The organism is Ectopseudomonas khazarica (genome assembly GCF_004521985.1).
Taxonomy (GTDB): domain Bacteria; phylum Pseudomonadota; class Gammaproteobacteria; order Pseudomonadales; family Pseudomonadaceae; genus Aquipseudomonas; species Aquipseudomonas khazarica.
Map to the genome: position 1 here is coordinate 1 of NZ_SBHZ01000054.1, position 417 is coordinate 417.

Sequence of the window (417 nt, forward strand, 5' to 3'; positions counted from 1 at the left end):
TGGTGGTGCCGTCATGGCGGATCGCTTCGTACAGGGTGGTCTGCAGTTGCGGACCATCGAGCGTGTCGATGATTTCCAGGCGGAAGACCACGTGGCCGTCGCCGTCCACACCCACCACATCGTCACCGTCCATCTGCAGCACGATGGCGCCGCCATCGGTGGCTTCCAGGTTGGTGCTCAGCTCGCCACCCGCCGGGATGCCGCTGAAGTACAGGCTGGTGCTGAGGCTGCCAGGACCGTCCTGGCCATCATCGCCACTGGCGGTGAACAGGCCGACCAGGCCGCCATTACCCAGCGCGGTGGTCGAGCGACCCAGGTAGCCGGCACCGTCATCGCCGTTGCCATCGGCCGTTTCGCCCGGGGCTGCACGATCCACGCCCACAGTTTCATCCAGCTCCATCGCCAGCCGATCAGCCG

At 66.4% G+C, this 417-nt stretch carries 1 protein-coding gene; it reads right to left on the reverse strand.

The window, feature by feature from the left end; genetic code table 11:
• Nucleotides 1-376: DUF5801 repeats-in-toxin domain-containing protein (locus EPK82_RS24695; RefSeq protein WP_134678353.1), on the reverse strand; the 376-nt coding region annotated here is incomplete at its 3' end.
• Between the last annotated feature and the right edge of the window lie 41 nt (nucleotides 377-417).